A 25261-nucleotide genomic window follows, 5' to 3' on the forward strand; every position below is an offset into this window, starting at 1 on the left:
GGCACCAAAAAAGGCGCCGCTCCGGTCCACCGGGGCGGCGCCTTTTCTTTTTGGGGCTCGTATCTCGGCCAACTCAAGTCGATTGCGACTACCTAGCCGGGCATCCCGGATCAGATCGGGAATGCCCGCCGCGCTCCTTTCAAGCCGCGATCCGGGAAACGAACTCGCTCGTTGCCGCTTCCAGGTCGGAAAGTCGGGCGTCCACGGTCTGGAAGCCGGTTTCCAGCCGGTCGATCTCGCCGGCTACGGATACCGTGTCGGATCGGATCGCGGCGATGGTGCCGGACATCGAGTCGGCCGCCAGGGCCGTTTCGTCGACGGCGGCGGTGATCGAGGTCACCGTCTGCGCCTGCACTTCCATGGCCTGCTGGATGCGCCGGGCCGATGTCTGCACCTCGCCCACCGTGTCGCGGATCGATCCGTTGGCTTCCAGAGTCTGGTGCGTCGCCGCCTGGATCGCGGCGATCTTGGCGGCGATGTCGTCGGTGGCGCGCGCGGTCTGCGAGGCGAGGCTCTTCACCTCCTGCGCCACCACGGCGAAGCCCCGGCCGGCATCGCCGGCGCGCGCCGCCTCGATCGTGGCGTTGAGCGCCAAGAGGTTCGTCTGCCCGGCAATGTCGCGGATCAGGCCGAGGATGGATTCGATCGCCTTGGCGTGGTCGGAAAGCGCCTCCGTCACCGCCACGGCCTCGGCCGACTGGGTCGCCGCCTTGGTCGCCACCAGGGCCGCCGATTCCACCTCGCCGCGCGCTTCCTCGATGGCGCGGATCAGGCCGGCGGCGGTATGCGCCGCCTCGCGCATGGCGGTGGCCGATTGCTCGGCGGCGGCGGCCACCTCGGATGCCTTGCCCAGCATGCCGCGCGCGGCGGCGGCGGTGTTCACCGTCTTTCCTTTCAGGTCGCGCGCATTCGCGACCGTATCGGCGAGGATGGCCACAACCGTACCCTTGAACCGGCTGCTCGCGTCGGCGCGCTGCACGCCCGCCGCGTTGCGCTTCAGATTATTGATCTGGGCCAGGATGATCTCGGTCTCGATGCAGGCCAGGCGATGGACGATGCGGATCGCGCGGCGGCGCGTGTCCGGGTCCCCGATCGCCAGGCGGAGCTGATCGCACATCATTTCGGAAGCGGTGATCACCGCCTCGATGAACACGGGCGGCGGCACGTCGCTATGGTAGATGTCGGCCGCGGGCCGCGCGACGAGCGCGATCCAGTCCGCATCCACCGGCTGGCGATATTTGCCGGTCGCATGCGCGATGAATTCCTCCACCGGCAGCGGGCTGCGCGGCGTCATCCCTTCCCAGAAGGCGCGCGATGCATCGCTTATGGCGTCGGCGCCATGTTCCCACAGGAAGCGCAGATCCTCGCTCAGCCGCCCGTCGCGATTGTATAGCGCCAGCCGCTCGGCCACTTCCTCGTCCGGCAGAGGCACATGGATCTCGGCAGAGGTCTGTCGCATATATTGGCCGCTCAACCCTTGTCTCCCCACGCACAAATCCGGTTTCGGGGCCATCTTAAGGCGCGGTGGTAAATGCAGGGTTATTCCGGCGAACGTCCGCGTAAGGTTGCATGACGACGAGGTTCGGCTAAAGGAGCCCCGCATATCGATTAGGGGGACTTCCATGTCTCGAAACGCCGCACGCCCGCTCTCTCCTCACCTCACCATCTGGCGGTGGGGGCCGCACATGCTGGTTTCCATCCTGCATCGCGCGACGGGCACAGCGCTCGCCATCGGCGGGGGCATCCTGTTCGCCTGGTGGCTGGCCGCCGCCGCCAGCGGGCCGGACTATTACGAATCGTTCCGTTATTATGCCGTCCAGGCGGAAGCGGGCGACACGCTGGGCTGCATCGTCAACGTCCTCGCGCGCATCGTCGCGATCGGGCTGACGTGGAGCTTCTTCCAGCACCTCTTTTCCGGCCTTCGCCATTTCGTGCTCGATACGGGCGCGGGCTATGAGCTGAAGACCAATCGCATGTGGTCGATCCTCACCATCGTGGGCTCGATCACCTTCACCGCCCTGATCTGGGGCTGCATCCTTCTGGCTAGGGGCTGATCGGATGGGAACGGGAACCGGCATCGGCCGCGTCCGCGGGCTTGGCTCGGCCAAGCATGGATCGCTTCACTGGTGGCAGCAGCGGCTGACGGCCGCGGGCAACGTCATCCTCCTCCTCTGGTTCGTGGTATCGATCTTCCGCCTGCCGGTGCTCGATTACGCCACCGTCACGACGTGGATCGGATCGCCCTTCGTGGCGGTGGCGCTCGTCCTGCTCACCGTATCGGTATTCTGGCACCTGCGCCTCGGCCTCCAGGTCTTCATCGAGGATTATGTGCATGACGATGCCTCGCGCGTCGCGGCCCTCCTCGCCCTCAATTTCTATGCGGTCGGCTCGGCCGCGCTCGCGATCTTCTCGATCCTGAAGATCGCGTTCGGTGGAGTTCATGGCTGATGTCCGAAGCCTATAAGATCATCGACCATATCTACGACGCGGTCGTCGTCGGCGCGGGCGGCTCGGGCCTGCGCGCCACGATGGGCGTCGCGGAAAAGGGTCTCAAGACCGCCTGCATCACCAAGGTGTTCCCCACCCGCAGCCACACGGTCGCGGCGCAGGGCGGCATCGCGGCGAGCCTCGGCAACATGGGTCCGGATCACTGGACCTGGCACATGTACGATACCGTCAAGGGATCGGACTGGCTGGGCGACCAGGACGCGATCGAATATCTCTGCCGCGAGGCACCGGCCGCCGTTTACGAGCTGGAACATGCCGGCGTGCCGTTCAGCCGCACCAACGAGGGCAAGATCTACCAGCGCCCGTTCGGCGGCATGATGCAGAATATGGGCGCCGGCCCGCCCGCGCAGCGCACCTGCGCCGCGGCCGACCGCACCGGCCACGCCATGCTCCACACGCTCTACCAGCAGAGCCTGAAGTATGACGCGGACTTCTTCATCGAATATTTCGCGCTCGACCTCATCATGGAGGATGGCGAGTGCAAGGGCGTGCTCGCCATCTGCATGGAAGACGGCAGCATCCACCGCTTCCGCAGCCATGCGACCGTGCTCGCCACCGGCGGCTACGGCCGCTGCTATTTCTCCGCCACCTCGGCCCACACCTGCACGGGCGACGGCGGCGGCATGGTGCTGCGCGCCGGCCTGCCGCTGCAGGACATGGAGTTCGTGCAGTTCCACCCGACCGGCATCTACGGCGCGGGCGTGCTGATCACCGAGGGCGCGCGCGGCGAAGGCGGCTACCTCACCAATTCCGAGGGCGAACGCTTCATGGAGCGTTACGCCCCCTCCGCGAAGGACCTCGCCTCGCGCGACGTCGTCTCGCGATCGATGGCGATGGAGATCCGTGAGGGCCGCGGCGTCGGCAAGAACAAGGATCACATCTACCTGCACCTCGATCATATCGATCCGGCGGTGCTGGCGGAGCGCCTTCCCGGCATCACCGAGACCGGCAAGGTGTTCGCGGGCGTCGATCTCACCCGCCAGCCGCTGCCGGTGGTGCCGACCGTCCACTACAATATGGGCGGCATCCCGACCAATTATCATGGCGAGGTCGTGACGCTGAAGGACGGCAATCCGGACACGGTCGTCCCCGGCCTGTTCGCGGTCGGCGAGGCGGCCTGCGTGTCGGTCCACGGCGCCAACCGCCTGGGTTCCAACTCGCTGATCGATCTCGTGGTGTTCGGCCGCGCCACCGGCCACCGCATCACCGACATCATCAAGCCCAACAGCCCGCACGGCAAGATCAACAAGGAAGCGGACGACAAGGCGCTTTCCCGCCTCGATCGCTACCGCAACGCCAAGGGCGGCTCACCCACGGCGGAAATCCGCAACAACATGCAGCGCACGATGCAGTCCGACTGCGCCGTGTTCCGCACGACGGAGCTGCTCACCGAGGGCATGGGCAAGATCGACAAGGTCTATCAGAGCCTCGCCGACGTCGGCATCACCGATCGCAGCCTGATCTGGAACACCGATCTGATCGAGACGCTGGAGCTGGACAACATGCTGCCCCAGGCCGTCGTCACCATGCACTCCGCCGCCAACCGGCACGAAAGCCGCGGCGCGCACATGCATGAGGATTTCCCCAACCGCGACGACGAGAACTTCATGAAGCACACCGTCTCGTGGTTCGAGGGCGAGGCAGGCAAGGGCGGCAAGGTGACGCTCGATTACCGTCCGGTGCACGATTACACGCTCACCGACGAGATCGAATATATCAAGCCCAAGGCGCGGGTTTACTGAGGACGGACCATGGCTGAATTCTCGCTTCCCAAGAACAGCAAGATCAAGTCCGGCGGCAAGGTCCACAAGGCCGAGCCCGGCGCCAGCAACGTCAAGACCTTCAAGGTCTATCGCTACGATCCGGATTCAGGCGAAAATCCGCGCTACGACAAGTTCGAGCTGGATCTCGACGAAACCGGCCCGATGGTGCTCGACGCGCTCATCAAGATGAAGAGCGAGCAGGACCCCTCGCTCACCTTCCGCCGCTCCTGCCGCGAAGGCATTTGCGGTTCGTGCGCGATGAACATGAACGGCAAGAACGGTCTCGCCTGCACCACCGCGATCGAGGATTGCAAGGGCGAGGTCCGCATCACGCCCCTGCCGCACATGGACGTGATCAAGGACCTCGTTCCCGATTTCACGCACTTCTATGCGCAATATGCCTCGATCCAGCCCTGGCTGAAGACGGTCACGCCCGCCCCCTCGGGCAAGGAGCGACTCCAGTCGCCGGAGGACCGCGCCAAGCTGGACGGCCTCTATGAGTGCATCCTGTGCGCCTGCTGCTCGACCTCGTGCCCCAGCTACTGGTGGAACAGCGACAAGTTCCTCGGCCCGGCGATCCTGCTCCAGGCCTATCGCTGGCTGGCCGACAGCCGTGACGAGTTCACCGGCGAGCGGCTGGACGAGCTGGAAGATCCCTTCCGCCTCTATCGCTGCCACACCATCATGAACTGCGCGAACGTGTGCCCCAAGGGTCTGTCCCCGGCACGCGCCATCGCGGAGATCAAGAAGATGGAAGTCGAACGCCAGATCTGAGGCTTCGACAAACGGTGGAACCCCTCTTCTCCAGCGCCCCGGACCCGGACCATCCGGGCTGGAACCGCTGGGAGCTCAACGATCGCGATCGCTTCCTCGATCAGCTCGGCCGTGTCCTTGTCCGCCCCGAACCGGGCGGCAAGGCGCGGGTCCGCATGTTCCCGGAACGCCGCCATTCCAACATGATCAACGCCGTCCATGGCGGCGCGGTGATGGGCTTCGTCGATATCGCGCTGTTCGCGGGCGCGGAAGCCTGCGGCGCGAAGGCGGCCGGCAACGGCGTCACCCTGGATTTCACCGCCCAGTTCCTCAGCCGCGGCACGCTCGATGAGCCGCTGGACGCGGTGGTGGAGGTGCTGCGAGAGACCGGCCGGCTGATCTTCGTGCGCGGTCTGGTGGAACAGACCCACGGCATCGTCGCCTCCTTCTCCGCCACGCTGCGCAAGGCCGGCCAGCGATGAGCACCGTCAAGGATCGCTACGCCGATCTCATCGCCTCCGGCCAGCTCCGCCCCGATCCCGATCAGGCCAAGGTGGTGGATCGGCTGAACGCGCTGGCGGCCGAGCTTTCGGTGCGGCCCGAAAAGGGCAGCGTGCTGTGGCGGATGCTGCGCAAGGCGCCACCGCCGCCGCGCGGCCTCTACATCTGGGGCAGCGTCGGCCGGGGCAAGTCCATGCTGATGGACCTGTTCTTCGATTGCGTGGCCATGGAGCGCAAGCGGCGCGTCCACTTCCATGAATTCATGATCGAGGTGCATGATCGCCTCCGCATCGAGCGCGAGCGGGAGAAAGGCGATCCCATCGCCCCCGTCGTCGCCGCGCTGGCGGAGGAAGCCCGCCTTCTCGCCTTCGACGAGATGGTGATCAACAACACCGCCGACGCCATGATCATGAGCCGCCTGTTCACTGGCCTGATCGATGCCGGCGTGGTCGTCGTCACCACGTCCAACCGGCCGCCGAAGGACCTCTACAAGGACGGCCTCAACCGCGAGCATTTCCTGCCCTTCATCGCGCTGATCGAGGCGCGGATGGACGTGCTGACGCTGGACGGCCCGACCGACTATCGCCTCGCCCGGCTGGGCGGCGCACCCACCTGGTATGTCCCCAACGGGCCGGAATCGACGGAAGCGGTGCGCGCCGCCTTCTTCCGCCTCACCGATTTCCCGCCGGAGGATTCGGTCCACGTGCCGAGCGCGGAGCTTGCCATCCATGGCGGGCGATCGATGCACGTGCCGAAAAGCCTGAAGGGCGTCGCCGTCTTCTCCTTCAAGCGGCTCTGCGCCGAAGCGCGCGGCGCCACCGATTATCTGGCGATCGCGCGCAACTATCACACCGTCATCATCGTCGGCATCCCGGTCCTCGGCCCCGAACGGCGCAACGAGGCCGCCCGCTTCAAGACGCTGATCGACGCGCTCTACGAACATAAGGTGAAGCTGATCGCCACCGCCGACGCCGAACCCGCCCAGCTCTACCCCTCGGGCGACGGCGCCTTCGAATTCGAACGCACCGTCAGCCGCCTCATGGAAATGCAATCCCGCGACTATCTCGCCGCCGGCCACGGCGCGGACTGAGGGCGGCATATAGGGGGCCTGCGCGGATCGGCGGTGGTCATTCCTCTTAACGTCATGCCAGCACAGGCTGGCATCGCCCCGAGGCTGGTGTAACCTCAACCCGCATGACCAGGGGCGGCTGGACCTACATTCTGTCGAACAAGCCGAAGGGCGTTCTCTATAGCGGCGTCACCGCCAACCTGGCCGCGCGGATGATGCAGCACCGCACCGGCTCGGCCTTCTGCCGCAAATATGGTCTCGACCGGCTCGTCTTCGCCGAACCCCATGACAGCATGGTCGAAGCCATTGCTCGCGAAAAGGCTCTGAAGGCCTGGAAACGGGATTGGAAAATCCGACTGATCGAACAGGGCAATCCTGAATGGGAGGATCTGTTCGATCGCATCCTGTAGCCGCCAGCGATGCCAGCCTGCGCTGGCATGACGTTATTCGGAACGCTCGCCCTCGTCCCTTTCACCTGAAGCCCTCGCCCCTTCCCCATCCCCGCCACCATGACCGCGGCACCGCAAGCCCCCGCCGCGACCGCCCACCGCATCTCCCCTTGCCCAATGCCCCGTCCGGTCATTACCAAGCTGGCCAGGTCGCAAAAACGGGAAGGGGCAAATGGCTGGAATGAAAATGATATTGCGCGCGCTCGCCGGCGCGGCGCTGGCGGGTGCCGCGCTCGGCGCGATATCGGCGCCGGCCGCCACGCCCACCCCTTTCGCCGCGCCCGCCAAGGGCAGCCGCGCCGTCTACCGCAACGTTGCGCTGATCGACGGCACCGGCGGTCCGCTCCGGCGTGGCATGGCGATCGTGATGGATGGCGATCGCATCACCGATGTCGTCGCCGATCGCGATCTGCCCGCCGCCGCGCTTGCCGGCGCCGATGTCGTCGATCTCAAGGGCCAATATGTCGTGCCCGGGCTGATCGATACCCATGTCCACATCGCCACCCCGCCCGACCGCGTGCGCGCCGAGGCGGTGCTCCGCCGCAACCTCTATGGCGGCGTCACCGCGATCCGCGACATGGCGGACGATCTGCGCTCGGTCGCCGAGATCACCCGCGCCTCACGCCTGGGCGAAATCGCCGCGCCCGACATCTATTTCGCGGCACTGATGGCCGGCCCCAGCTTCTTCGACGACAAGCGCACCTGGGCCGTCTCCAAGGGCGTCACCCCTGGCGCCGTGCCATGGATGCAGGCGATCACCGACGATACGGACATGCCGCTCGCCGTCGCCATGTCGCGCGGCACCGGCGCCACCGCGATCAAGGCCTATGCCAACATGCCCGGCCGCACCGTCGCCGCGATCGTGGCGGAGGCGCATCGCCAGCATTTCCCGGTCTGGGCGCATGGCGCGATCTTCCCTGCCAGCCCGGCCGAGGTGATCGGCGCGGGCGTCGATGTCGTCAGCCACGTCTGCTACCTCGCCTATCAGGTGTCGGACAGCGTGCCCGCTTCCTACCAACAGCGCGTGCCTGTTGCTTATGATCGCCTCGCCAAGGGCGACAATCCGGTCATCGGCGGTCTGTTCAGGCAGATGGCCCAGCATGGCCAGATCCTCGACGCCACCGGCCGCGTCTATCTGGAATATGACGAGCGGGCGGCTGCCAATCCGGCCAAGCCGCCGCTCTGCACCGCCGATCTCGCCGCCCGCCTGATCGATCAGGCGCGGCGGGCGGGCGTGGAAATCTCCACGGGCACCGACGGCACCAATGCGGCGGACAAGCCGTGGCCGGAACTGCACGACGAACTGGCCTTCCTCGTCGAACGCGCGAAGATGACACCCGCGCAGGTGATCCGCTCCGCCACCCTCGTCGGCGCACGCGCCGCGGGGCAGGAAAAGGATATGGGCTCGATCGAGGCCGGCAAGCTCGGCAATTTCGTGGTGCTCGCCAGGAACCCGCTGGAGAATATCCGCAATATCGACAGCATCGTGATGACGGTGAAGCGTGGCCACGCCTTCCCGCGCACCGATTTCAAGCCGCTGACCAAGGACGAGCTGGGGGACGAGGAATGAGCCTGGAACAGGATCGCCGCGCCTTCCTGGCGCTCGGGGCCGGCATGCTGGCCGCACCGGCGCTCGCCACACCCGCACGCGCGCTGGCGGCGACGCCAGCCGCCGCCAATCCGATCGCGAACATGATCGTCATCAACGCGCTCGGCGGTTTCGACGATCCCAACGACCGGTCGGGCGATGCCGCGAAGGGCAAGGAAGGCCCCAGCCCGCTAATCCTCAAGCCCCGCGTCCTCGCCGATGCCCGCGCCTCGGGGCAGACGGCGGTGAACATCACGATCGGCTACGTCTCCGGCAAGAAGGAGCCTTTCCAGCAGAGCGTGGCCGATGTCGCGAGCTGGGATCGGCTGATCCGCGAAAATCCGCGCGATCTCATCAAGATCCTCACCGCCGCCGATATCCGCCGCGCCAAGGCGGAAGGGCGGATGGGCCTGATCCTCGGTTTCCAGAATGCGGCGATGATGGGCGATGATGCCAGCCGCGTCGATATCTTCGCCGATCTCGGCGTCCGCATCGTCCAGCTCACCTACAATCCCGCCAACCAGCTTGGCGACGGATCGATGGCCCCGGAAAATCGCGGCATCACCCCATTCGGGCGCGAGGTGATCGAACGGTTGAACGCCAATCGGGTGATGGTCGATCTCTCCCACAGCGGCCAGCGCACCTGCCTGGAGGCGGCTCGCGCATCGAAGCAGCCGATCTCGATCAACCATACCGGCTGTCGCGCCGTCACCGATGTGCCCCGCAACAAGACGGACGAGGAGCTGCGCCTCGTCGCCGATCGCGGCGGCTTCGTCGGCATCTATTTCATGCCTTTCCTCAACCCCACCGGTCATGCCCGGGCGGAGGATGTGGTCGCTCATATCGATCATGCCGTGAACGTCTGCGGGGAGGACCATGTCGGCATCGGCACCGATGGCGGCACCACCCCGATCGACGACCTCAAGGCCTATGAGGCCGACCTCGCGAAGGAGATCGCGGAACGCCGCGCCGCCGGAATCAGCGCCACTGGCGAACGGCCCGATACCTATCCCTTCGTCGTCGATCTGCGCGGGCCGGATCAGTTCCGCAAGCTCGCCGGCCTGCTGCGGCAGAAGGGCTATTCCACCGCACGGATCGAAAAGATCCTCGGCCTCAACTTCGTCCGTTATGCGGAGGAGATCTGGGCCGGGGAAACCCGGACATGATCGTCATCGGCCGGAAGGATGTGGCCCGCCATCTCGATCCGGCCGCCTGCATCGGCCTGATGCGGGATGCGATGATCGCGCTTTCGACCGGCAACAGCCGGCAATTGCTGCGCCAGATCGTCGATCTGGACGGCGGCAATGCCTTCGGCGTGATGCCGGGCGCGCTGGACGGCGCCACCTTCGGCGCGAAGCTGGTGAGCGTCTATCCGGCGCGCGCCGCCCTTGGCGAGCAGACCCATCAGGGCATCATCGTCCTCCACGATCCGGCGAGCGGCACGCCGGTCGCGCTGGTCCATGCCGGCGAGGTGACGGCGATCCGCACGGCCGCCGCGTCGGCCGCCGCCGCCGATGCGCTGGCGCGACCCGATGCCAGGCGGCTGGCGATCCTGGGCTATGGCGAGCAGGCCTGGCATCACGCCGCCGCCCTCCCCCACGTCCGTGCCCTCTCCCACATCGCCGTCTGGGGCCGATCGCGGGAGAAAGCGGAGGCGTTCGCCGCGCGCATCCGCGCCGATCTGGGGATCGCCGCCACTGCTGTCGCGGCGGCGGGCGAGGCCGTGGCGGATGCCGACATCATCTGCACCGCCACCGCCGCCGCCGATCCCATCCTGTTTTCCGCCGACGTGCCGGACGGCGCCCATGTCAATCTGGTGGGATCGAGCCGGGCAGGCCCGGCCGAGGCCGATGCCGCGCTGGTGGCGCGCGGCCGCCTCTTTGCCGATCACCGCGCCGGCGCGCTGGCGCAGGGGGCGGAGATACTTCGCGCGCTTCAGGCCGGCCTGATCGACGAGAGCCATGTGCTGGGCGAGATCGGCGAAGTGATGGCAGGCACGCTGCCCGGCCGGATCGCGGCCGCCGATGTCACGCTATACAAATCGCTCGGATCGATCGTGCAGGATCTGGCGGCGGGCTGGCATCTCTACCGGCTGGCGCGGGAACGCGGCTTCGGCACCGACGCCGCGTTCGACTGACGATATCCTTCAGCCGGCCGTCCCGGCATAGAGCTTCGCGCGGGTGGGACGCACGAAGATGCGTTCGCCCTGCCCCGGCGCCGCGCCCTGGGCGACGTCGATCTCCACCAGCCGGTCGCTGCCTTCCAGCTTGCCTTCCACCCGCATCGAGCCGCTATTGGGGCGGACGAGCGTGACGGTGGCGGCAAGCCCGTTCGCGCCCTCGCCCACGATCTCCGCGTCATGCGGGCGGAAGAACAAACGCGCCACCCCGCCCATGCCCGCCAGCGTCGCCGGCGGCACGTCCAGCAGCCGATCGAAGGCGATCACCCGGTCGCCGTCCACCGTCACCGGCACCTGGTTCGATTCCCCCACGAAATCGAACACGAAGGCGCTGGCCGGCTCGTCATAGATTTGCTGCGGCGTCGCCACCTGCTCGATCACGCCATGGTCCATCACCACCACGCGATCGGCCAGCTCCAGCGCCTCGTCCTGATCGTGCGTCACGAAGATGGAGGTCAGCCCCATCCGGTCGTGCAGCTCGCGCAGCCAGCGGCGCAGATCCTTGCGGACGCGCGCGTCCAGCGCCCCGAACGGCTCATCCAGCAGCAGCAGGCGCGGCTCGATCGCCAGCGCGCGGGCCAGCGCCACCCGCTGCCGCTGCCCGCCCGAAAGCTGCGCCGGATAGCGGTTGCCGAGTTGGCCGAGCTGGACGAGATCAAGCAGCTTCTGCACCCGATCGCGTATCTCCGCCTTGGCGGGGCGGTCGCGCCGCTTGCGGATGGTGAGGCCGAAGGCGACATTGTCCGCCACCGTCATGTGGCGGAACAGCGCATAATGCTGGAACACGAAGCCGACGCCGCGATCGGCCACCTTCAGGTCGGTTATGTCCTCGCCGTCGTAGAATACGCGGCCATGATCCGGGAATTCCAGCCCCGCCACGATGCGCAGCAAGGTCGTCTTGCCCGATCCGGACGGCCCGAGCAGCGCCAGGAACTCACCCGGCTCGATCTCCAGATTGATGTCGCCAAGCGCCGTGAACCCGCCGAAGCTCTTGCCGATAGTGTCGAGCCTGATGCTCAATGCCCGGTCCCCTTGCCGTGATAGTCATAGCGCCATTCAAGCAGGCTCTTCAGCACCAGGGTGACGAGGGCCAGCAGCGCCAACAGCGATGCGACGGCGAAGGCAGCGATGAAATTATACTCGTTGTAGAGAATTTCGACATGCAGCGGCATGGTGTTCGTCTCGCCCCGGATATGCCCGGAAACGACGGAAACCGCGCCGAATTCCCCCATGGCGCGCGCATTGCAGAGCAACACGCCGTAAAGCAGGCCCCAGCGGATGTTGGGCAGGGTGGCGTGCCAGAAGGTCTGCCAGCCGGTCGCGCCCAGCGACAGCGCCGCCTCCTCGTCGTCGCGGCCCTGCTCCGCCATCAGCGGGATCAGCTCGCGCGCGACGAAGGGGAAGGTGACGAAGATCGTCGCCAGCACCATGCCCGGCACCGCGAAGATGATCTGGATGTCATGCTCCGCCAGCCACGGCCCCAGCCAGCCCTGCGCGCCGAACAGCAGCACGTAGATCAGGCCCGACACCACCGGCGACACCGAAAACGGCAGGTCGATGAAGGTGATGAGGATGCTCTTGCCCGGAAAATCGAACTTGGTGATGGCCCAGGCCGCGGCGATGCCGAAGACGATATTGGCCGGCACGCTGATCGCGGCGACCAGCAGGGTCAGGCGGATGGCCGCCAGCGCATCCGGCTCGACAATCGCGTCGAGATAGGCGCCGATGCCGCCGGCCAGCGCCTGCGCGAACACCACCAGCAGCGGCATCAGCAGGAAAAGGCCGAAGAAGCCGAGGCCGATCGCCATGATGACGGCGCGGGCCAGCCGCGATTCCGAAGTGGCTCCGTTGCGCATCAGTCCACCGTCCGCTTCCGGCTCCACGCCTGCAGCAGGTTGATGACGAGCAGCAGCGAGAAGGAGGCGATCAGCATCACCGTCGCGATGCCCGTCGCCCCCTGATAATCATATTGTTCGAGCTGGGTGATGATCAGCAGCGGCGCGATTTCCGTGCGATAGGGCATGTTGCCGGCGATGAAGATCACCGATCCATATTCGCCCACGCCCCGCGCGAAGGCCATCGCGAAGCCGGTCATCAAAGCCGGGAAGATGGCGGGCAGGATCACGCGGCGGAAGGTCTGCGCCCGCGTCGCGCCCAGCGATGCCGCCGCCTCCTCCACGTCCCGGCTCACATCGGCGAGCACGGGTTCCACGGATCGGACGACGAAAGGCAGGCCGATGAAGATCAGGGTGATGACCACGCCCACCCAGGTGAAGGCCACCTGGATGCCCAGCGGCTCCAGCACCCGCCCGATCCAGCCATTGGCGGTGTAGAGCGTGGTGAAGGCGATGCCGGCCACGGCGGTGGGCAGGGCAAAGGGCAGATCGACCAGCGCGTTCACCACCCGCTTGCCGGGAAAGTCGTAACGCACCAGCATCCACGCGATCAGCAGGCCGAACACCGAATTGATGAAGGCCGCCCCCAGCGACGCGCCAAAGCTCAGCCGGTAGGCGGCGATGGCGCGTTCGGAGAGCGCGACGTCCGCGAAATGCTGCCACCCCATTCCCGCCGTCTTGATGAAGACGGCCGAAAGCGGGATCAGCACGATCAGGCACAGCCATGTCAGGCTGAGGCCGAAGGTCAAGCCGAAGCCGGGGATGATCGATGGCGCCCGGAACAGCGGACACCGCCTCACCCGGCCCCGCGGCCCGTCGGCGGCAAGCGAAGTCATGCGGTTCGCCTCAGCGCTTGATCTTGGCAAAGATCGTATCGAACACGCCGCCATCCGCGAAATATTTCGCCTGCGCCGCCTTCCAGCCGCCGAAATCCTTGTCGATGGTGACGAGGTTCAGCGTCGGGAAGGTCGCGGCATAGCGGGCGGCCACCTGCGGATCGCGCGGGCGATAGAAGTTGCGCGCGATCACGTCCTGCGCCTCGGGCGTGTAGAGATATTCGAGATAGGCCTTGGCGACCTCGGCGGTGCCGTGCTTCTTCACATTGCCGTCGACCACGGCGACCGAAGGCTCCGCCAGGATGGAGATGGACGGCACGACGATCTCGAACTTGCCGGCTCCCATCTCCTTCTGGGCGAGGAAGGCCTCATTCTCCCAGGTGATCAGCACGTCGCCGATATTGCGCTCGACGAAGGTGGTGGTGGAACCGCGCGCACCCGAATCGAGCACCGGCACATTGGCCAGCAGCTTCGATACATAATCCTGCGCCGCAGCTTCCGATCCGCCTGCCTTGCGGCCATAGGCCCAGGCCGCCAGGAAGTTCCAGCGCGCGCCGCCGCCGGTCTTGGGATTGGGGGTGATCACCTTCACGCCCGGCTTCACCAAGTCGTTCCAGTCGCGGATATTCTTGGGGTTGCCCTTGCGGACGAGGAACACGATCGTCGAGGTATAGGGCGCGCTGTTATCCGGCAGGCGCTGGCGCCAGGCGGGATCGAGCAGGCCCGGCTTCGCGGCGGCGATGGCATCGATGTCGTAGGAAAGCGCCAGCGTGGCGACATCCGCCTCCAGCCCGTCCTGGATCGCGCGCGATTGCTTGCCCGATCCGCCGTGGCTCATCTTGAAGCTCACCGTCTGGCCATGGTCCGCCTTCCAGTGGTTGGCGAAGCCGGCGTTGATCTCCTTGTAGAGCTCGCGCGTCGGATCATAGGAAACGTTGAGCAGGACGACACCGTCGCCCGGCGCCTTGCCGCCGGAACAGCCGGTGAGCGCAACCGCGCCCAGAAGCATGGCGATAGTCAGATTTCGTCTGCTGATGGGCATGATGGCCGTTTTCCTCCCACACGCCCTCATATCTCGATCACCAGAGTAGAGAACAAAGCAATCTTTGGCGAAGGCGAAGCTGCCGTTGCGGCCGCCAGCCGGCGGCCTCCGAAACGGCGAGGGCAATTGCATTTCATTGCCCCCTACCTAACGGAGCCGGCAGCGGAATCCTACCTTCGGTCGGCATATTGCCGGGCAGGCGGGCTGGATGGGCGGGCCGACGCTCCCGCTGGCGGCGATCCGCCCTAGATCGCCTCCGTCGCGGCGATATCGGCGCCGTTCGCCGCGATGCGGATGGGCTCCATGTGCGCCGGCGTGGAGCGGGACGGCTCTGGACGGGGAAGCGCCGATCCGTTGAGCCCGCGCACCACCGCCCAGATCGCCGCCTGCGTGCGGTTCATCACGTGCAGCTTGCGCAGGATCGCCTTGATATGGACCTTCACGGTCGCCTCGGTGATGTTCAGCCGGCGGGAAATCACCTTGTTCGCCTCGCCCACGGCCAGGCATTTCAATATCTCGATCTCGCGATCGGAAAGCTTCGCGGTCGCCCGGTTCGCCTCCCAGTCGCTGGACGCATAACCGAAATGCAGATTGGCCAGCGATTCGACGAGGCGCGACGGCACCACCCGCTGGCCGAGCGCGACCATGTTGAGCGCGGCCGCCACCTGCTCGCAGGAAACCTCCTTCTCGAGCACGCCGTCCACGCCCGACTCGAGCGCCTGCATCGCATATTCCATGTCCGCCCCGTCGACGAACATGGCAATTCGCATTTCGGGAAATCGCTTCCTGATTTCAGTGAGTTCGCTGGCATTGAAGGCAGCGTCGCCATCCACCACAAGGATATCGGCCGGCGACCGGGCAAGATCGGCCTCCAGCGCGTTCCAGCCGCCGGCGGCTGCGACGACATTGAAGGCGCCGTTCGCCAGCACCCGGCGCAGGCCTTCACGGACCAGCTCATAAGGAGCGAGAATCGCTATACTAATTGTACACTGCATGATTAATCCCCAAAACCATGCCATTAGGTGCGACCCTGAATCACTCCTTTTCTATCGGCCCGTCTCCATGTTGATACTCCTCAATAGTATCGAGAAATCCGAAAGGACGCTCTCACACTATTAACCAATTTTCAACTTTTTATGGAATCTTGACTGCTTGGAGGCACATTCCGATCTCATCACGACCCCGACCGTTCTTCGGGGGATTTGCCATCCGATTTGATTCCCAAGGATATTCGGCGCGCAGCGACCGGCGGCCACGCGAGCGGGGTCACACGCCGGGCAGCGCCTGATCGGCCCTGCCCCAGCCCGCCAGATCGCGGGAGGCCGCGCGGCGAACCAGATCGTCCACATCGCCGACATGCCAGGGCGCGGGCCTGTCCAGCGCGCGCAATTCCTCCCAGGTCAGGGGCGCTGCGACCGGGGCGCCCTCCCTCGCCCTGGCGGAATAGGGCATCACCGCCGTCGCACCCCGCTCGTTGCGCAGATAATCGACGAAGATGCGCCCCTTCCGCCGCGCCTTGGCCAAGGCCGAGGTGAAGCGCTGGGGCTGGGTCTCCGCCAGCGCTGTCGCGAAGCGGCGGGCGAAATCCTTGACCTCCGGCCATTCCGCTTCCGGCCGCAGCGGCGCCACGACATGGACGCCCTTTCCGCCCGTGACCATCGCGAAGGTCGCCAGGCCGATGGCGGCAAGCTCGTCGCGGATATGGGCGGCGGCGGCCGTGACCTCGCCGAATTCCAGCCCCTCGTCCGGGTCGAGATCGAAGACCAGCCGGTCCGGCCGCTCGATATCGGCGATCGGGGCGCCCCAGCCGTGGAATTCGATCGTGCCCATCTGCACGCAGGCGAGCAGGCCGGCGGCATCCTCGATATAGAGATAGGGCTCCTCCCCGCCGTCCTTCTCGCGGATGGGGATGTGGTGGACATGATCGCCGAAGCTGCCGGCATCATGTTTCTGGAAGAAGCATTTTCGCGCCCGGCCCTGCGGGCAGCGGACAAGGCTGATCGGCCGGTTCGCAACCCAGGGCAGCATCGCCGGCGCGATCGCCTCATAATAATCGGCGAGCGCGCCCTTGGTGATTCCGGCATCGGGGAAGATCACCCGATCGCGATTGGTGATCCGCACGGGGCTGGGCGATCGTTCGGCAAGCTCGGCCACGGGCACTTCCTCCTCCCGGATGACGGCTTCGGCGGGCTTGTCCTCGCGCAGGCCGATATAGCTCGGGTGGCGGAGAACGCCGTCGCCCGTGAATTCGGTGAAGGCGACCTCCACGACCAGCCGGGGTTCGATCCAATGGGCGCCGCGGGTCGCGGCACGGGGGGCGGAGACCGGGGCCGTGGCGGTTTCGAGCGGCTTCATCGCGGCGAGCAGGCGATCGATCTCGGCCATGTCGAAGCCGGTGCCGACCTTGCCGGCGTAACGCAGCCCGCCCTCCTCGTTGAGGCCGAGGAGCAGGGATCGGAAGCCGCTGTTCCTGTCCGACGAGGTCCAGCCCAGCAGCACGAATTCCTGGCGGTGGAGGCACTTCACCTTCACCCAGCTGCCGGATCGCCCGCCGGCATAGGCCGCGTCCGCCCGTTTCGAGACGATGCCCTCCAGCCCCGCCTTGCACGCCTTCTGGAAAAAGGCCTCGCCCCGGCCGGCGACATGATCGGCATAATGCAGATGATCGCCGCCCGCCCCGATCAGCGCCGCCAGCCGCTGCTTGCGCTCGAGGAGCGGCAACGCCGTCAGATCCTCGCCATCGCGGGTGAGGAGATCGAAGGCGAAGAAGATGATCGCCGCCGGATCGCCCTTGAGCGCGGCCTGGAGCGCCTGGAAGCTGGACCGCCCTTCCGCATCCAGCACCACCGCCTCGCCGTCGATCAGCGCGGAACGGACGGCAAGGCCGGCGGCCTCGGCGACGACAGCGGGAAAGCGATCCGACCAGTCGAGGCCGGAGCGGGTATAGGCCCGCGCCTTGCCGCCGCCCACCGCCAGCAGCAGGCGATAGCCGTCATATTTCAGCTCATGCAGCCAACGGTCGCCGGCGGGCGCATGATCGACCAGCGTGGCAAGCTGCACCGGCCGGAAGGGCGGAGGCGAATCCGCGCGGCCCCGCATCGTGGCGGGCTTCGCCTTCCCCGTCCCGGCCGCCGCCTTCGCGGTGGCCCGCTTCGGCGGGGCCGCGCCATCGGCGATCTCGGCCATGCTGCGCCCGCTTTCCACGCTGGTGAGATATTGGCCGACCAGATCGTCCGGCCCGCCCGCGAAATCATCGTCCACCTTGCGGAGCAGCCAGTTCTCGCGCTTTTCCCCGGCGCGGGGCTTGAGGCGGACGAGCAGCCATTCCCCCTTCATCCGGCGGCCATGGAGGATGAAATGGAGATGGCCTTCCTCGAGCGTGCGGCGCGGGTCCTTGCCGGGCATCGGCTCCCACGTGCCCTCGTCCCACAGCATCACCGTGCCGCCGCCATATTGGCCCTTGGGGATGGTGCCTTCGAAATGGGCGTAATCGAGCGGATGATCCTCCGTCCGCACCGCCAGCCGCTTGTCCGCCGGATCGGGGCTGGGGCCGCGCGTGACCGCCCAGCTTTTCAGCACGCCATCCATTTCCAGCCGGAAATCATAATGGAGCCGGGTGGCATCATGCTTCTGGACGACGAAGCCGTGCCCCGATGCCGGCCGCGTCGCACCGGAAGGTTCGGCCGTGCGGCTGAAATCGCGCATCGCGCGATAGCGATCGAGCGCCGCCTCGCCCTTCGCCGCCGCCGCCCTCACTTTGGGTTTCGGCCGGGGTTTGCCCGCGGCGCGGGACACGGCGGATTTCGCGCGCGCCATGGCCGGTCAGGCCCGCTTGCGGCTGGCGGCGCGGCCGGGCTTTGCCTTCGCCGCCGGCGCCTTGCGCGCGGCCGGCTTGGCGGCGGGTTTCTTGGTCGAGGCGGATTTGCCGGCGGCGCCCCGGCCGGGGGGATTATCCAGCGACCGCTTGAGCGCCGCCATCAGATCGATCACGTTGCCGCCGCGCGGCGCGGGGGCCTCGTCCGCCTCGATGCTGATCGCCCGGCCCTTCTTCTTGCGTTCGATCAGCGCCTTCAGCGCGTCGACATAGCGATCGTGGAACTCGGCGGCGTCGAACCTGCCCGCCTTCTTGTCGATCAGGGTTTCGGCCATGTCGAGCAGCTCGGGATCGGGCCTGGCATCCCCGATGCCCCGGAAATAGCTGGCGGCCTTGTTCACCTCATCTGCATAGCGCAGCGTTTCCAGCACCATGCCGCGCCCGCAGGGCTTGAGGCTGACGACATATTCGCGCCCGCGCATGGCAAGCTGGCCCAGCCCGATCTTGCGGGTGCGGCGCAGCGCCTCCCGCAGCACGATGAAGGCTTCCTCGGCTAGGTCGTCCGCCGGGACGACATAATAGGGCTTTTCGAAATAGATCGGATCGATATCGTCGCTGTCGACGAACTGGGTCAGCTCCAGCGTCTTGCGGCTTTCCAGCTTGACGCCTTCGATCTCCTTTTCGTCGAGGAGGACATATTCCCCCTTCTCATATTCGAAGCCCTTGATGATCTCGTCCGTATCCACCGGGCCGATGCCGGGCACGACCTTCTCATATCGGATGCGCTTGCCCGAAGGCTCGTGGATCTGGTGGAAGGCGATGGTCGCGCCGCTCTTCGTCGCGGGGAAGATCTCCACCGGGATCGATACCAATGCGAGCCTGATCTGGCCGCGCCAACTGGGCCGTGCCGCCATCGCGGTCCCTCCATGAGCGCCCTTCCCACCCCTCAATCCGGGAGGAGGGCGGAGGTTCCGCCGGATCGCCGGGGCGGCGCCACGGCCGGCAGGATCGAACGGTGTGGCCGGACGTTCTGGGATGATCGCCGCCACGGGCGATCGTTCGCGCGCGGCCCCCGGCCCGGCCTTCCGGGCGCCATTGCCAGGGGAGAGACGAGATGAGCATCGCACCCAAGCTCCGCCAGTTCCTGGACGACGAGCATGCCGATTACGACCTCGTGGTCCACCCGCCGACCAAATCGGCGATGCAGACCGCCAGCCTCGCCCACATCCCGCCCGATCGGCTGGCCAAGGCGGTGCTGCTGGATACGGAAGGGGATTATCTGCTGGCCGTGCTGCCATCCGACTGCAAGGTGCAGCTGGGCGACCTGCGGGCCGAGCTGGGGCAGAAGCCCCGGCTGGCCGGCGAGGACGAGGTGGGCCTGATCTTCGACGATTGCGCGATCGGCGCGGTGCCGCCCTTCGGCACGCGCTACGGCATCGTCACCATCGTCGACGACAGCCTGGAGGACCAGCCCGACATCTATTTCGAGGCCGGCGACCATGCCTCGCTGATCCACATGGACGGCGGCGAGTTCGCCCGCCTCTGCGCCGATGCCCGTCACGGCCGCTTCAGCGAGCGCTGGTCGGTCATGGAATAAGGGAGATGGCGGCCGCCTGCGGGAAAGGCTTGCAGGCGGCCACGCCGGGCCTTATGGCGCGCCCGCGCCGGCTTGACCGGTCAGGCGGAAGACAATAATACGCACTATTGCGAATCTTTCGCATTAAAGCGATTGTGAGCGGGGCTAAACAAATCCGCGCTTCGAAAATCGCGACACGCATATCATAGGGGCGGCGGGCGGCCTGGCTGGGCCGGATGCCGCCCGTGTATCGGAGCAACTGGCGAGGATGGACGACCGGACAGGCACGCGATCTCGCGCATTCACCGCCACCGTCACCGCAAGCTGAGGACAATCATGTACCTGTTCACCGATCGCCTGGCCATCCGGGCTTACGCCGCCCAGCGGAACGCAAGGCCGTGAGCGAGATGCAGCCCGCGCTCGCGCCTTCCACCGCGCTTTCGGTGGAGGAGGTTCGTTCCGTGCGCCACTGGAACGAGCATCTGTTCAGCTTCTCGATCACCCGTCCGGCCAGCTTCCGCTTCCGTTCGGGCGAATTCGTGATGATCGGCCTGCCCGGCGACAACCGCCCGCTGCTGCGCGCTTATTCGATCGCGAGCCCGGCTTATTCGGACGAGCTGGAATTCCTGTCGATCAAGGTGCCGGACGGTCCGCTCACCTCGCGCCTGCAAAAGATCCAGCCGGGCGACCAGCTCTTCCTCGGCCGCAAGCCCACCGGCACGCTGGTGACGGATGCGCTGCTGCCCGGCAAGCGGCTGTTCCTGCTTTCCACCGGCACCGGCCTTGCCCCCTTCCTCAGCCTGGTGCGCGATCCGGACGTGTATGAATATTACGAGCAGATCGTGCTCGTCCATTGCGTGCGCCATGTCAGCGACCTCGCCTTCCGCGACGTGCTGGAGGCCCAGCTTGCCGATGATCCGCTGGTGCAGGATCAGGCGCTGGTCCAGTTCAGCTACCTGCCCACGGTGACGCGCGAGCCGTTCCACACCAGCGGCCGCATCCCGGCGCTGATCGAAAGCGGCCGCCTGTTCGACGGGCTGAACGGGCCGCGCCACCTCGATCCCGAAACCGATCGCATCATGCTGTGCGGCAGCATGGACATGATCCGCGATCTCGCCGCCCAGTTCGACGGCATCGGCTTCGAGGAAGGATCGAACGCCAAGCCCGGCCATTATGTGATCGAGCGGGCCTTCGTCGGCTGACACGGACCTCCAGGGCGCCCACCCGCCCTGGAGCCCCGAAAGCCGATGGGCATCCCCAAATATGATGCCCCATGATGACGCCGTGCCGGCGCGGGCTGGCATCGCGTTGCCCTCGTCGAGCCTCATCCAGCATGATCGTCGCCGACGATGCCAGCCTGCGCCGGCACGGCGTTGGAGAGATGGGCGCGGAGGATAAGCAAGCCCTCCCCCGCCTTCGTCATGCTGAACCCGTTTCAGCATCCACCCATCGACGCAGGCGAAGCTCGATTTGGGGAACGCCCCCGAAACAGGGCCTGGTGGCGCCGCATCTTCCAGGTCGGCCCCATCAGGATGGCCTTCCGCTGAACCGGACAGGCCAGCGCGGGATCAGCCGCGCGGCGAAAGCCGGCCGGCGCGATAGTCCGCGACCGCCAGCATCAGCCCGCGAATCTCGGCCATCGGCACCGTGGCGCGGACACCGGCATCGCCGTCCGCTTCCTTGAACTTCACGTCCCAGCCCTGCGCCCCTCCGTCGACGATGGCGGCCAGCACGCCCTCCTCGATCGGGAAGACCAGCTCGCTCGTCAGCGGACAGGCGCCGTTGAACTCGCCGGTGGAGCAGACATCCTCGCCGCGCCTGTCGCCGGCGATCGGGCGGATGGCGAGCGTGCCGTCCGCCAGCCGGTAATGGACGGCGGCATAATCGCGCCGCTGGCCGATATAGCGCACCCGCTGATGCACCTCATAGCGCGCGGCACCGCTCCGCCGGTCGATCCGGGCGACGAGATAGCCATCCCCCCAGGTGCCACCGTCGAGCCGGACCTGCCGGGCATGGGCCGTGCGGGTGGAAAGAAGGGTGTCGGGTTCCAGATCGTCCGCCGCGACAGTGATCGCGGCGCGGAAGGCGGCCGCGTCCGGTGGGGAAACGCCGCCCGCCACCGCCGGCCCCGTGGCCAGCGCAGCCGCCAGAACAGCCAGGACCGGAACGGACACGCGCATCGCAACCTCCATCGTCAGGCCGCCGAACATGGTCAACGGCATATAAAGGATAGGCCCGGCCGGCGGTGCCTGACACGGAAAATCTTGCCGGAATCGCCCCATCGTCCGATATCGGGACGGCCGGATCGTTTCCGGCTTGCATTTTCCTTGTGAGGAAATGTTGCCCATGCGCCAGCACCGGCAAATTCAAGGGCATAAGCGCCGCGCGATCGTTGACGCGGGGATTTGGCCACCTATTTCCTTGCCGAGATGAATCCATTGACCGTCACGCATCCATGACCGCGCCGTCGATCCTGCTCGTCGAGGATGATCCGCCGCTGCGCACGCTGACCACGCGGGCGCTGCAGGAGAACGGCTATGTCGTCCGCCCGGCGGCGACGGCGGCCGAGATGTGGGCGACCTTCGATGCCGGCCCCGTCGATCTGGTGCTGCTGGACATCATGTTGCCCGGCACCAGCGGCATCGACCTCTGCCAGATGATCCGCCGCAAGAGCGACGTGCCGATCATCTTCATCAGCGCCAAGGGCAGCGAGACGGACCGGGTGGTCGGGCTGGAGCTTGGCGCCGACGATTATCTCGCCAAGCCGTTCAGCACGCGCGAGCTGGTGGCCCGCATCCGCGCCGTGCTTCGCCGCGGCGGGCTGGAGCAGCGCGGCAACGGCGTGCCCTCGCAGAAGGCGCGGTTCGATGGCTGGACGGTCGATTTCTCCCGGCGGGAGCTTTATTCGGAAAGCGGCGCGCTGATCTCGCTCACCGGCGCGGAGTTCGATCTGCTGGCGAGCTTCCTCAGCCATCCGCAGCGGGTGATCGCGCGCGAACGGCTGATCGAGCTGTCCCGCGCCCGGATCGGCGATTCCTCCGATCGCAGCATCGACGTGCTGGTCAGCCGCCTGCGCCGGAAACTTTCCACCGGCAGCAGGCCCGCGCCGATCATCACGGTGCGCGGCGTCGGCTACATGCTGAACACGCCCGTCACCCGCGACTGACCGGCCGTGCTGGGGCGCCCCTCGCTCGGCCTGCTCGGGCGGATCGTTGCGATCATCCTGCTGACGGTGACGATCGAGTTCGCCGCCAGCACCCTGCTCTACGAACGCGCCAGCGAATTCTCGATCAAGGAGGATGAGGCCCGGCGGCTGGCCGAGCATCTCGTGATCGTCCACCGGCTGATCGGGGAGCGCCCGCCCGCCGAGCGGCCCGCGATCGCCAGCTATCTCTCCACCGATCGCTACAGCGTCCACTGGCAGCGCTCCTCGCCCGAACCCCGCCCGCTCGCGCCCGAGCTTCGCGTGATGCGCGATCAGGTGGTGGAGTGGGAACCCGCGCTCGCCCGCAGCGACCTGCGCCTCCAGCTCGCCTCGCCCGGCCGGCACGACATCGTCGTCGGCACCCTCACACTGGAGGACGGGACGTGGATACACTTCAAGATGCACGATCTGGTCTCGGGCTGGAGCCTCCAGCTCAACCGCATCGTGCTGGCACTGGTGCCGGCGATCGCGCTCGCGGTGCTGGGCGGGCTGCTCGTTCGGCGGACGCTCCGCCCGCTCAACATGCTCGGCCAGGCGGCGGAACGGATCGGGCGCGGCGAAAGCGCGATCGTGCGCGAACAAGGCCCGCGCGAGGTGCGCAACCTGATCCGCGCCTTCAACCGCATGCAGGAACAGATCCAGCGGATGTTCGCCGATCGCACCCAGGCGCTGGCCGCCGTGGGCCATGACCTGCGCACCCCGCTCGCCCGGCTCCAGCTCCGCCTCGAAGGCGCAGCCGACCGCGATCTGCGCCATGCGGCGGAGGAGGACGTGGCCGAGATGGAGGCGATGATCGGATCGCTGCTCGCCTATCTGGGCGGCGAGAACGATCCCGAGCCCGCCACCCGGACCGACCTTGCCGTGCTGCTGGCGACGCTGGTCGACGATTTCGGCGATGCCGGCGCCGCGACCCGCTATGAGGGGCCGGACCATCTGGAGGTGGAGCTGCGCCCCAACGGCATCAAGCGCGCGGCCTACAACCTGATCGACAATGCCCACCACCATGGCGACGACGTGGTGGTGAGCCTGGCCGAATGGCCGGACGCCATCGTGCTCCGCGTCGAGGATAACGGCCCCGGCATCCCGCCCGAACGGATGGCCGAGGTGCTCCAGCCCTTCGCCCGGCTCGATCCCGCGCGCAGCCGCAACACCAAGGGGCTGGGCCTCGGCCTTGCCATCGTCCAGCAGATGGTGGCGCGGGAGAAGGGATCGCTCACCCTCTCCAACCGCGCGCAAGGGGGATTGCGGGCGGAAATCGTGCTGCCGAAACGCTCTGCCGGGCAGCAATGATTCCTTACGCCAACGCTGCTCCGCAGCAATAGCCGATCCTTAATTTCCGAAGATGAAGGCGGCGGCGCGCCCGCTGCCCCCCATTCATCGAGGAAATCGCCATGAACGAGCTTATCGGGCGTGTCTTCCATTTCGAGAAGCAGGTTTTCCCGACCTTTATTCGAAGCTGGCCGCCGACGGGCAATTCCCCAAGGCGCTGATGATATCCTGCGCGGACTCCCGCGTCGTGCCGGAACATATCATGCAGGCGCAGCCGGGCGACCTGTTCGTCTGCCGCAATGCGGGAAACATCGTCCCGCCCTTCGCCACCGCCAATGGCGGCGTATCCTCCACGGTCGAATATGCCGTGGTGGCCTTGGGCGTGCGCGACATCATCGTCTGCGGCCATTCGGATTGCGGCGCGATGAAGGCGCTGGTCAATCCGGCCAGCCTGGAAACCATGCCCAACGTCGCCGCCTGGCTGCGCCATTCCTCCGCCGCCCAGCGCGTCGCGGCGGAAAGCTACCCGGAAGGCGGGGATGACAATACCCGCGTGCGGATCATGGCGCTGGAGAATATCGTGGCCCAGCTCGCCCATCTGCGCACCCACCCGTCCGTCGCGGCCGGCATCGCGCGCGGCGAAATCTCGCTGCACGGCTGGTTCGTCGACATCCATGCCGGTGCCATCCTGGGGCTGGACGGCGTGACCGGCCGCTTCATGCCGCTGCGCGACGACCGCCCCCTGCCCGTGGCGCTGCCCGCCGCCCGCCGCCTTGCGGCCGATGTGGTGCAGCTTGAGGCTGCGGAGTGAGCA

At 66.8% G+C, this 25261-nt stretch carries 23 protein-coding genes and 1 pseudogene; 15 read left to right on the forward strand and 9 right to left on the reverse strand.

All coding sequences use genetic code 11. From position 1 onward, the window contains the following. Positions 1 to 139 precede the first annotated feature (139 nt). Positions 140 to 1459, reverse strand: a complete 1320-nt coding sequence (locus G432_RS04345) for a methyl-accepting chemotaxis protein (RefSeq protein WP_051128699.1) — start codon at positions 1457 to 1459, stop codon at positions 140 to 142. 163 nt (positions 1460 to 1622) lie between these two features. Here G432_RS04345 and sdhC point away from each other — a divergent pair, with 163 nt between their 5' ends. The 10 genes from sdhC (at position 1623) to G432_RS04395 (ending at position 10768) form a co-directional block, all read left to right on the forward strand. After that, complete coding sequence (sdhC, locus tag G432_RS04350) at positions 1623 to 2054, forward strand: succinate dehydrogenase, cytochrome b556 subunit (protein ID WP_041864783.1); 432 nt, start codon at positions 1623 to 1625, stop codon at positions 2052 to 2054. A gap of 4 nt (positions 2055 to 2058) precedes the next feature. After that, a complete protein-coding gene (gene sdhD / locus G432_RS04355) occupies positions 2059 to 2448 on the forward strand; it encodes a succinate dehydrogenase, hydrophobic membrane anchor protein (protein ID WP_015457608.1) in 390 nt (129 codons plus the stop codon). Continuing rightward, entirely contained in the window at positions 2448 to 4250 is a 1803-nt protein-coding gene (gene sdhA / locus G432_RS04360) for a succinate dehydrogenase flavoprotein subunit (protein ID WP_015457609.1), read from the forward strand. The genes sdhD and sdhA overlap by 1 nt, the downstream gene beginning before the upstream one ends. Before the next feature lie 9 nt (positions 4251 to 4259). After that, the gene (locus G432_RS04365; RefSeq protein WP_015457610.1) at positions 4260 to 5045 is read left to right on the forward strand and encodes a succinate dehydrogenase iron-sulfur subunit; all 786 of its coding nucleotides are present in this window, start codon (positions 4260 to 4262) and stop codon (positions 5043 to 5045) included. 14 nt (positions 5046 to 5059) lie between these two features. Then, complete coding sequence (locus G432_RS04370; RefSeq protein ID WP_015457611.1) at positions 5060 to 5506, forward strand: PaaI family thioesterase; 447 nt, start codon at positions 5060 to 5062, stop codon at positions 5504 to 5506. Then, entirely contained in the window at positions 5503 to 6615 is a 1113-nt protein-coding gene (gene zapE, locus G432_RS04375; RefSeq protein WP_015457612.1) for a cell division protein ZapE, read from the forward strand. Before G432_RS04370 ends, zapE begins: the two co-directional genes overlap by 4 nt. Positions 6616 to 6719: 104 nt before the next feature. Next, positions 6720 to 7004, forward strand: a complete 285-nt coding sequence (locus tag G432_RS04380; RefSeq protein ID WP_015457613.1) for a GIY-YIG nuclease family protein — start codon at positions 6720 to 6722, stop codon at positions 7002 to 7004. 211 nt (positions 7005 to 7215) lie between these two features. Continuing rightward, entirely contained in the window at positions 7216 to 8613 is a 1398-nt protein-coding gene (locus tag G432_RS04385) for an amidohydrolase family protein (protein WP_236626849.1), read from the forward strand. Positions 8614 to 8615: 2 nt separating this feature from the next. Continuing rightward, complete coding sequence (locus G432_RS04390) at positions 8616 to 9797, forward strand: dipeptidase (RefSeq protein ID WP_041865144.1); 1182 nt, start codon at positions 8616 to 8618, stop codon at positions 9795 to 9797. Then, positions 9794 to 10768, forward strand: a complete 975-nt coding sequence (locus G432_RS04395; protein ID WP_015457616.1) for an ornithine cyclodeaminase family protein — start codon at positions 9794 to 9796, stop codon at positions 10766 to 10768. The genes G432_RS04390 and G432_RS04395 overlap by 4 nt, the downstream gene beginning before the upstream one ends. Before the next feature lie 9 nt (positions 10769 to 10777). Here G432_RS04395 and G432_RS04400 read toward each other — a convergent pair whose 3' ends face one another. The 7 genes from G432_RS04400 to ku form a co-directional block, all read right to left on the reverse strand. Beyond that, positions 10778 to 11830 carry a sulfate/molybdate ABC transporter ATP-binding protein gene (locus tag G432_RS04400; protein WP_015457617.1) on the reverse strand — a complete coding sequence of 351 codons (1053 nt, stop codon included), beginning with the start codon at positions 11828 to 11830 and terminating at the stop codon, positions 10778 to 10780. Continuing rightward, complete coding sequence (gene cysW / locus G432_RS04405) at positions 11827 to 12666, reverse strand: sulfate ABC transporter permease subunit CysW (RefSeq protein ID WP_015457618.1); 840 nt, start codon at positions 12664 to 12666, stop codon at positions 11827 to 11829. The genes G432_RS04400 and cysW overlap by 4 nt, the downstream gene beginning before the upstream one ends. Then, complete coding sequence (gene cysT / locus G432_RS04410) at positions 12666 to 13541, reverse strand: sulfate ABC transporter permease subunit CysT (RefSeq protein ID WP_015457619.1); 876 nt, start codon at positions 13539 to 13541, stop codon at positions 12666 to 12668. The genes cysW and cysT overlap by 1 nt, the downstream gene beginning before the upstream one ends. Positions 13542 to 13551: 10 nt before the next feature. Then, positions 13552 to 14583: a sulfate ABC transporter substrate-binding protein gene (locus G432_RS04415; protein WP_041864784.1), complete on the reverse strand. Its 1032-nt coding sequence runs from the start codon at positions 14581 to 14583 to the stop codon at positions 13552 to 13554. Between the two features lie 245 nt (positions 14584 to 14828). Then, complete coding sequence (locus tag G432_RS04420) at positions 14829 to 15578, reverse strand: LuxR C-terminal-related transcriptional regulator (protein WP_015457621.1); 750 nt, start codon at positions 15576 to 15578, stop codon at positions 14829 to 14831. 271 nt (positions 15579 to 15849) lie between these two features. Continuing rightward, positions 15850 to 18288, reverse strand: a complete 2439-nt coding sequence (ligD, locus tag G432_RS04425) for a DNA ligase D (protein WP_051128804.1) — start codon at positions 18286 to 18288, stop codon at positions 15850 to 15852. A gap of 117 nt (positions 18289 to 18405) precedes the next feature. After that, positions 18406 to 19311: a non-homologous end joining protein Ku gene (gene ku, locus G432_RS04430; RefSeq protein WP_015457623.1), complete on the reverse strand. Its 906-nt coding sequence runs from the start codon at positions 19309 to 19311 to the stop codon at positions 18406 to 18408. 200 nt (positions 19312 to 19511) lie between these two features. On the opposite strand from ku, the gene G432_RS04435 reads away from it, so the two are divergent. Both G432_RS04435 and G432_RS04440 read left to right on the forward strand, forming a co-directional pair. Beyond that, a complete protein-coding gene (locus tag G432_RS04435) occupies positions 19512 to 19994 on the forward strand; it encodes an aminoacyl-tRNA deacylase (RefSeq protein WP_015457624.1) in 483 nt (160 codons plus the stop codon). A 386-nt stretch (positions 19995 to 20380) separates the two neighbouring features. Further along, the gene (locus G432_RS04440) at positions 20381 to 21175 is read left to right on the forward strand and encodes a ferredoxin--NADP reductase (protein WP_015457625.1); all 795 of its coding nucleotides are present in this window, start codon (positions 20381 to 20383) and stop codon (positions 21173 to 21175) included. 366 nt (positions 21176 to 21541) lie between these two features. Here G432_RS04440 and G432_RS04445 read toward each other — a convergent pair whose 3' ends face one another. Next, positions 21542 to 22147, reverse strand: coding sequence for a hypothetical protein (locus tag G432_RS04445; RefSeq protein ID WP_015457626.1), 606 nt, complete (start codon positions 22145 to 22147; stop codon positions 21542 to 21544). A 281-nt stretch (positions 22148 to 22428) separates the two neighbouring features. Here G432_RS04445 and G432_RS04450 point away from each other — a divergent pair, with 281 nt between their 5' ends. From G432_RS04450 to G432_RS04460, 3 genes and pseudogenes are all read left to right on the forward strand, one after another. After that, a complete protein-coding gene (locus tag G432_RS04450) occupies positions 22429 to 23139 on the forward strand; it encodes a response regulator transcription factor (protein ID WP_015457627.1) in 711 nt (236 codons plus the stop codon). A gap of 6 nt (positions 23140 to 23145) precedes the next feature. Next, the gene (locus G432_RS04455) at positions 23146 to 24468 is read left to right on the forward strand and encodes an ATP-binding protein (RefSeq protein ID WP_015457628.1); all 1323 of its coding nucleotides are present in this window, start codon (positions 23146 to 23148) and stop codon (positions 24466 to 24468) included. Between the two features lie 101 nt (positions 24469 to 24569). After that, positions 24570 to 25258: pseudogene (locus G432_RS04460) on the forward strand (carbonic anhydrase). Positions 25259 to 25261: the final 3 nt, after the last annotated feature.

Source organism: Sphingomonas sp. MM-1, from assembly GCF_000347675.2.
Lineage (GTDB): Bacteria > Pseudomonadota > Alphaproteobacteria > Sphingomonadales > Sphingomonadaceae > Sphingomonas_E > Sphingomonas_E fennica.